The organism is Thalassospira sp. MCCC 1A01428 (assembly GCF_002115825.1).
In the GTDB taxonomy this organism is placed as follows: domain Bacteria; phylum Pseudomonadota; class Alphaproteobacteria; order Rhodospirillales; family Thalassospiraceae; genus Thalassospira.
The window spans coordinates 1-7,834 of record NZ_JFJZ01000087.1; the positions used below are offsets into that span (position 1 = coordinate 1).

Annotated in this window: 7 protein-coding genes and 2 pseudogenes; all 9 read left to right on the forward strand. The window is 51.8% G+C overall.

Features of this window, described 5'->3' with window-relative positions; genetic code table 11:
• A pseudogene (locus tag THS27_RS27265) lies at positions 1-211 on the forward strand (hypothetical protein); the annotation flags it as partial.
• Between the two features lie 38 nt (positions 212-249).
• Positions 250-492 (forward strand): annotated as a pseudogene (locus tag THS27_RS27525) (integrase core domain-containing protein); the annotation flags it as partial.
• A gap of 245 nt (positions 493-737) precedes the next feature.
• Entirely contained in the window at positions 738-2,381 is a 1,644-nt protein-coding gene (locus tag THS27_RS25350; RefSeq protein ID WP_085595675.1) for a hypothetical protein, read from the forward strand.
• 51 nt (positions 2,382-2,432) lie between these two features.
• The gene (locus THS27_RS25355; RefSeq protein ID WP_085595677.1) at positions 2,433-3,392 is read left to right on the forward strand and encodes a hypothetical protein; all 960 of its coding nucleotides are present in this window, start codon (positions 2,433-2,435) and stop codon (positions 3,390-3,392) included.
• Entirely contained in the window at positions 3,389-4,240 is an 852-nt protein-coding gene (locus THS27_RS25360) for a sugar phosphate isomerase/epimerase (protein ID WP_085595679.1), read from the forward strand. Before THS27_RS25355 ends, THS27_RS25360 begins: the two co-directional genes overlap by 4 nt.
• Positions 4,240-5,259, forward strand: coding sequence for a hypothetical protein (locus tag THS27_RS25365; RefSeq protein ID WP_085595681.1), 1,020 nt, complete (start codon positions 4,240-4,242; stop codon positions 5,257-5,259). Before THS27_RS25360 ends, THS27_RS25365 begins: the two co-directional genes overlap by 1 nt.
• A gap of 10 nt (positions 5,260-5,269) precedes the next feature.
• Positions 5,270-6,436: an FAD-dependent oxidoreductase gene (locus tag THS27_RS25370; protein ID WP_085595684.1), complete on the forward strand. Its 1,167-nt coding sequence runs from the start codon at positions 5,270-5,272 to the stop codon at positions 6,434-6,436.
• A 10-nt stretch (positions 6,437-6,446) separates the two neighbouring features.
• Complete coding sequence (locus tag THS27_RS25375; protein ID WP_085595686.1) at positions 6,447-6,899, forward strand: GtrA family protein; 453 nt, start codon at positions 6,447-6,449, stop codon at positions 6,897-6,899.
• Entirely contained in the window at positions 6,889-7,719 is an 831-nt protein-coding gene (locus tag THS27_RS25380; RefSeq protein WP_210403015.1) for a glycosyltransferase family 2 protein, read from the forward strand. The genes THS27_RS25375 and THS27_RS25380 overlap by 11 nt, the downstream gene beginning before the upstream one ends.
• Positions 7,720-7,834 lie beyond the last annotated feature (115 nt).

Here is a 7,834-nt window from a genome sequence, read left to right on the forward strand (position 1 = left end):
GGCCCCCAATGCTATTGCCACTTTGCGGAGCCTCGCCTCCCGGCATGATGGCGACATGGTGCATGGCAAATGGCATAAAACCAACGATCCTATCGACCGGATACAGCCAGAGATCATTTCGCCCGATGTGGCGGGTATCCAGGTATCGAAGGCATCGGTCTTGACCTGTGTTCTGTGCGCTTGCGTAAAGCTGCGGGATTGCAGCGAGTAAATCTTGATCAGGAACTATATTGCCATCCGGGGATGCGCATCTTTGATCGAGTGTGCGACGACAACGGTATCGATCATCGCTTTACCAAAGTGAAACATCCCTGGATCAACGGCCAAGTGAAACGTATGAACCGCAGAATCAGGGAGGCGACTGTCAAATGCTCTTATTATGACGACTATGGTTAACTGCTCAGATATCTTGCTGACTTTGCTGTCGCCTATAATTTCGCACGAAGACTCAAGACCCTCAAAGGCCTCATTTCTTACGAATTCATTTGCAAATAACGGATGTAAGGCCCGAAAGTATTTAAAATAAACGCGAACTATAAAATTCCAGGATCAAACACCAAGTGCGGAAATCTTCAATGAAAAAAGATCCAGTTTTTTAGGCGTAAACCACTAATTTTTCGGTTGGAAATAATGAGCAAAATGATATGATGCGAATTTAAAAGGTTAATGTTATATTGTTCGAAATATCAAATTGAGAATCATCATAATTTTATCTATAGAATTTTTTGGAGTAAGAAATGGATATTCTGAATTTATCTCCCCATCTAAATTCAAAAAAATGTGGTGCAGTCATTTTAAAATATATCTTAATTATTTCATTAATTCTTCTTTATGCATACGAAATTTTCCTTTATTCAGCTAGATCCATCTGGATCGATGAAATTTCGTCTCTTTTGAATTATCCGCTAGGAAGTATCTTCGATATCTTCAAACCTCTTCCTTATGCACAACAGGCTGCTCCCGCATCGTTCAATCTTCTTTCAAATGTAAGCTATGCGCTGTCAATACAGGCCATGCGCATTTTGTTTTCTTTTATTATTGTCTCGATAACCCTTGCGACGATAACAATTACCTTCAGAGGAAAAATACTGCCGTGCCTAGCTTCTGTTACATTTCTAGCTTCTATTTCATTCTTTTTTCAATTTGTGACTGAACTAAAATTTTATGGTTGTGAAATTGCAGGCGCAGTTGTCATTGCTTCCTGGGTGATACGCTATAATGAGAGAGATGCTTTTAGGGTAGGTGATTTGTGCGTACTGATTTTCGCAATTATCTTGGGGTTCTCAACCTTAGTGATCGCTATTTGTGCGGCTCTAACTGTTTTTTATGTTAGGGTATCAAAATTCGGGTGGTTGACGAAAAAGGAGATATTTATTTTTTTTATATTTGGGATTTTCTGCCTGATTTATTACGTGCAATTAAAAACATCCGTAACCTACCAGGTCGAGAGTTTTCCGGATTCTTATGGTGTTGTTGGCCTTCAAGCCTTACTCAAAATTGCAGCCGCAATCGTAAGAGGTTATGGATTTTTTGGGTGCTTCACAGTCGGGCTTATCTTCTTGATCCTGTTATATTATTTTCGTGGAAATGGAGATTCCAGGCGGTTTTTTATGTTTTCCGTAACTGTCCTTGCTGTGTTTTTTAGTCTGGCGGTACTCGGAAAATACCCAGCAACGGCAACCAGGCACATCGCCTGGACAGCTGGCATTGTTGCGATGGCAGCAGGTCTAGCTATGAGCCTAGTTACAAAAAAGATACAAGGACACAATAACCGAATTGCCGGAGGAATTGTAGTTGCCGCAATCGTGGCAAACCTGGTTAATTCCATACCCTACTTAACCCCTCGCAACAGGAGTTATACTGAAAGCGATAAGCTTATCACCTGGCTGGAGGCCGCCGCCCGGTCAAATATTGTGCCTTATTATGGTGGATCACTCCTTGTCTCATTGCTGAAACAACGTGGCGCAGAGATCGGGCAGCACAACTATTTCGGAATGGTGAACCTGAGCAGCGGGCGGATAGATCCCAAATATTTTTCTGAGACCTATTTATCGCAAAATTATAACACGATCGCCAAGGACATGATAGGGCAACTCAACAGACCGGTTGGCTGGGTCCGTATGGCAGTCGTCTTCAGACTTGTTGGAAACTTCAAAGGGTACGCCGATTACGTTCTTGGCAATGCTCCTCAGCAGGGACCGTTTTACATCGTCGCAGTTCACGTGAACTGGAATAGCCATGAAGGCGCAGAGGATCCACGTTACCAAGCTCTGCTTGAGGCTCTTTCAGATAGGGATTGCACCTATGAGATGGAACTGACCGGCAAGATGATATTTGCTATGAAAGTCACCTGCCCGCAAGCAAAACAACATCGCGGCTAACGGGCGTCCGCGGGTCACTATGCGACAAGTCAGTACAGAGGATTTCGATGTATGAGCGTTGACGGTATTATCGGACATTCCGGCTTTGTCGGGGGGAATCTGCTACGACAGCATGATTTTACTGGACAGTTCAATTCACGCAACATCGACGACAGCGCGGGCACCAAATTCGACACGCTTGTCTGCGCCGCCGCCCCAGGATCCATGTTCGAGGCCAACAATTTTCCCGAATACGATCTGCAGCAGATCAAGGCCCTTTGTCATAATCTGGCCAGTATCCGGGCACGGCGCTTTGTGCTGATCTCATCCATTGCGGTCCTTGCCGATTTTGCCACAGGAGATGACGAATTGACTGAAGCGTTCCAGAGTGAACTGGCATATGGTCGTCACCGCCGCCTGCTCGAAACCTTCTGCGCAGAGCATTTTGCGGACACGCTGATCTTGCGTCTTCCGGCGCTATTCGGCGCGGGACTGAAGAAGAATTTTCTGTTCGACCTGCTGAACCCGGTGCCATCGATGCTGAACCGCGCCAAGATGGAACAGGCCTTGGGCGTGGTTTCGGCAGAGGACGCCGAAATCCTGCAAAAGGTCTACAGTCTGAACAACCAGAACGGCATGTTCATCTTGAATCGGCTTGGTTTGCGCAAAAGTGGCATCCAGGCACGGATCGAAGAAGCCTTTGGACAGCATGCTTTGACAGCAGTGCAGTTCACGAACCCGGACAGCACGTATCAATACTACGGTGTGGACCGGCTCTGGGAGGATATCGAATCCGCCTTGGTGGGAGGGCTCGATGTGTTGCATTTGGCAACCGAGCCGTTGGTTGCCGCGCAGATCCACCGTGCAGTGATGGGCCATGAAATGCCGAAAACCGGCGCGCGTCTACATCATGAGGATATGCACACCCTGCATGCGGAGCTGTGGGGGCGCACCGGCCCTTATCTTGAGAACGCGCAACAAGTCGAATCCCGTGTTATGGCCTTTGTCCGGAACCATCGGGGCGCAGCATGATCTATTCCGTCTCGAATATAGCCTGGTCTGCCGAAGACCGTCTGCGGGCCTACGCGACACTTGCCGAACACGGGTTCGACGGCCTTGAGATCGCGCCCGGTCTATTTTTCTTCGATGCCGAGGACCCCTTTGAACCAGATATCCAGGAGTGTAACCGTGCTCTTAGGGAAATTGCGCATGCGGGCATTACGCTGGTGTCGATGCAATCCCTACTCTTTGGTGTCGACGGTGCAGTGCTGTTCGAAGACGCCGCAGCCCTTCAGCGCCTAGAGACCGGCATGCACCGGGCCATCCGTCTAGCCGGCCGGTTGCAGATTCCCAACCTCGTCTTCGGATCGCCCAAGCAGCGTGTCGTCCCGGACGGCATGAGCGCGTCAGAGGCGCTCGACAGGGCGGTTGATGTCTTTGCTCGCCTTGGCGATGTGGCGCAGGTTGAGGGCACCGTTATCGCGATTGAGGCGAACCCAGCGGTTTATGGCACCAATTTTCTGACCCACGGCGAACAGGCACTCGACTTTGTGCACTTGGTCGACCACCCTGCAGTGCGCTTTATTCTGGATATTGGTACCATGCAGATCAACGGCACCTTCGACCAGACGACCGCACTGATCACCAATGCAGGTGACCTGCTATCACATGTTCATTTCAGCGAACCGCAGCTAACCCCTGCCCCCGCAGACCCAGCACAGGCGGAAAAGGTGTTGCGCGCGCTGCGCGAGACCGGATATGATCGCGCCGTCTCGATCGAGATGAAGGCCACCTCCGACGCACCCGTCGATGCGATGACAGCAGCGGTCGTCAGGCTGAATCAGGCCCGCCAGTTGGCCATGGCAGAAGGGGCGTCGTAATGTGTCAGAACACAGGCCTGCCCCCCAAAAAGCTGCGTGAAGATGTACTCGTCTCTGTTGGCATGACCGCAATCATGCCAACAGAGGATGGGCTCGAGGCCCTACGGCACCTGTCGGTGCAGCTCAATGCGCATTTCCGCTACTGGGAGATCCTGGTCATTGCCGATGCAGAAGAGGCCGCAAATATTGCGCCGCTCTTTAATGTGGTGCCTAATCTGCGGCTGCTGAAGGTACGGGTCGGCACATCGACATACCGCAGGCGGTTCGTCCTGGCCTCTGAGGCTATCGGTGACGTCTTGGTCATGTCCACCGGACCCGAAGCTACAAACTTGGATTTAGTAACAATGATTGAAACCTCGATCAATGAGGCGAGCCTTGTTATCAGTCGGCGTCGCAAGGGTAATCTGCTTGATCCGCTTATCGGGGTTTTGGGCAAGGCCAGCGGGTTTCATGTTTCAACCCGAGAAATGCAGACAGTCGTTTACCCCAGATCAATGCTGGAGATGCTAGCCGCACGACCGGACAAGGATCTGGCACTGCGGTTTGCTCCACGTGACGCCTCGGTCAAAATCACGGAAACGCTGGTTCCCGAAAATCTCGTTCTGGAGCGGCGCGGACTACGCGGCACAGGACGACGGTTAGCGCTGATCCAAAAACTCATGGTCAACTTGGCCCCTCGCGTTTTGGGCTATCTGTCGATCCTCTCTGCGCTTGTAGCTTTTGCCGCACTGCTGTTCGTCTGCTATGTTGTAGGAGTATGGATTTTTTTCGACGCTATCCAGGCTGGATGGATCACAACCTCGCTGCTTCTGAGCGGAACGGCGGCGTTCTTGGGGCTGGCCGTCTTCTGCCTAGCCAGCGGCCTTCAGATGATCATTGATCTCGTATCTCCAGACATGGGGCGAGATGTAATTGAAGAACGCAGTACGGTGGATCTGTTCAGTGAGGTCATGACTGAGCTCAACGTCGACTACGATCCCAACGGAATCGAGGCCGCGCAGCCGCCGGAAAAAAAATGAGCAAGGGCGGATGACACAGGACAGTATAAAAAACAGGAATGAAGTGGATTTTATCATTATCGGCGGTGGCTTTTACGGCTGCTGCTTGGCGCTGTGCTTGCGTTCGATCACCGACAGCATTGCCGTCATCGAAGCAGGCGATCAGATCATGACGCGAGCCAGCCGGGTCAACCAAGCGCGGGTTCACACGGGGTTCCACTACCCCAGAAGCATGCTAACAGCCGTCAAATCGATGGTCCTTCATCGCCGCTTTGCCGAGGATTTTCCGGCGGCTGTGGTATCGGATTTCCGCATGCTTTACGGTGTGGCACGACATCGGTCGCGGGTACCGGTCGCCCGGTTCTGGCGAATGTTCCACGAAATGGGCGCACCAATTGCCAAGGCCTCGGCCAGCCAGTCGGCGTTGTTCAATCCCGATTTGGTCGAAGCTGTCTTTGACTGCACTGAAAGCGCGTTTGACTATTCCGTCCTGCGCACGGACCTGATGGCGCGTATGGACGCGCTAAATATGGATCTGCGCCTGAACACTGAAGTCGCCACCCTGTTCGAGGACGACACCGGCGTCACCGTCGGGTTATCGAACGGGCAGGAGCTGCGGGCCGGGACAGTTTTTAACGTAACTTATGGTCACGTGAACCAGATCCTGAGAAAGGCCGGGCTGCCCGAGGCGTGCATCAAGCACGAACTGGCCGAAATCGCGCTTGCCGAGATCCCATCGGAGTTGGAAGGACAGGCGGTTACGCTCATGGACGGGCCATTCTTTTCGGTGATGCCCTATCCTGCGGAACAGCTCTATTCGCTGACGCATGTGCGTTATACGCCGCATCTGAATTGGATAGACACGCCAGATACTATGTCACCCTATTCTGTCGCCAAGGCCTATCGCGGGCCCAGCAGGGCCTATCAGATGAAAGTCGACGCACAGCGCTACGTGCCCTGCCTTGCTGATCTGAAGATCCGCAAGGTGCTGTTCGACGTCAAGACCGTGCTGCTGAAGAATGAACAGGACGATGGCCGCCCAATCCTGTTCCAGCGAAACCCTGACACAAGCCGCATTGTCTCCATACTGGGGGGAAAGATCGATAATATCTATGATCTGTTCGAGCTGATCCGCATAAGCGATCCGGCATGGTCCAAGGCGGATCTGCGGTATCTTCTGCCTAGTGTCCCGGCATGAAGTTGCTGTGATGAAACAGGTTCGTCTACTTGGCCAGAGCGCGGAGTTCCTGCGGTTTGCGATCGTCGCCGTGGCGGGACTTGTCATGGACATCTTGCTGGCTTGGGGACTGTCGTCGGTGTTCGGGCTCAATCTCGTGTTTGCCGCTGCCGCCGGCTTTGTCGTCGGGGCCGCATTTAACTACATGCTTCACGAATTCTGGACCTTCCGGCGCGCCGATTGCCAACTGTCCACGCGCCGGATGCTGCTGTACTGTGGTGCACTTGGGGTTACCTTGGCCACGCGGCTTACTGTCGTCTACTGGCTGTCACAGATACTGAATGCAGTGCGAGACGACCTTGCTATTCTGCTTCTGGCCACGGTTATGTCATTCGGCGTCAATTATCTCGTCAGTAAATTTTTCGTCTTCCGGTCAACACCGCGCAACCAGAGGCCACCAACAAAGGGAACCCATGACTCATAGTGCAACCTTTGACAGAATTAGCTTACCAATGCAGCAGCCAGATTCATCCTCTTGGCAGAGACCTTCCAGCTACGAAAGTATTTTTGTGCCGAAATCTCACCGCTTTGCCTTGGTAATACCGGTGATCAACGAAGGTGACAGAATTCGAGGCCAGCTCGTGCGGATCCAGCGGGAGTATTTGCCTATCGACGTGATTGTGGCGGATGGCGGCTCTACCGACGGTTCGCTGGATGAAGAGTTCATGCGCGCGACCAATGTACGCGCAGTACTAACCAAAACTGGATCAGGTAAGCTATCTGCCCAGCTGCGGATGGCCTATGCTTGGTGCATTCTAGAGGGATATGAAGGTATCGTGACCATCGACGGCAATGGAAAAGATGGCGTTGAGGCCATCCGCTTGTTTATTGAAAAGCTTGAGGGCGGTTACGACTATGTACAGGGTTCCCGCTATGCCAAAGGCGGTCTGGCCGAGAACACGCCGCTTGAGCGTATCATTGGCAACCGGTTGATCCATGCACCGTTACTCAGCCTAGCAGGCCATCATTGGTTCACCGATACGACCAATGGATTTCGCGGATATTCCGTGCGTTATTTGCTGGATGATCGGGTGCAGCCTTTTCGGGAGGTGTTTCAGAAGTACGAACTTCTATTCTATCTAACGGTGCGGGCAGGACAACTGGGCTACAGGGTTTGCGAGGCGCCGGTAAAACGCGCCTATCCCAAGGGTGAAGTCGTGCCTACCAAGATCTCCGGCTCTGGTGCCAAGACAGATGTCTTCTGTCAGACACTGAAAGCGGCATTGGGACATTTTTCTCCTTGAAACGAGCCCCAACAATTGGAACTCTCCATTCACAGTTACCTTGCAGATGAGAGCGAAAGATCGGATTGACCGAGCGATGTGCTGGGGTATTGTCGTTTCAGGGCTGATTTTGCCT

Coding starts and splice junctions, on each gene's coding strand:
- THS27_RS25350 (WP_085595675.1), top strand. CDS start 738: ATGGATATTCTGAATTTATCTCCCCATCTAAATTCAAAAAAATGTGGT.
- THS27_RS25355 (WP_085595677.1), top strand. CDS start 2,433: ATGAGCGTTGACGGTATTATCGGACATTCCGGCTTTGTCGGGGGGAAT.
- THS27_RS25360 (WP_085595679.1), top strand. CDS start 3,389: ATGATCTATTCCGTCTCGAATATAGCCTGGTCTGCCGAAGACCGTCTG.
- THS27_RS25365 (WP_085595681.1), top strand. CDS start 4,240: ATGTGTCAGAACACAGGCCTGCCCCCCAAAAAGCTGCGTGAAGATGTA.
- THS27_RS25370 (WP_085595684.1), top strand. CDS start 5,270: ATGACACAGGACAGTATAAAAAACAGGAATGAAGTGGATTTTATCATT.
- THS27_RS25375 (WP_085595686.1), top strand. CDS start 6,447: ATGAAACAGGTTCGTCTACTTGGCCAGAGCGCGGAGTTCCTGCGGTTT.
- THS27_RS25380 (WP_210403015.1), top strand. CDS start 6,889: ATGACTCATAGTGCAACCTTTGACAGAATTAGCTTACCAATGCAGCAG.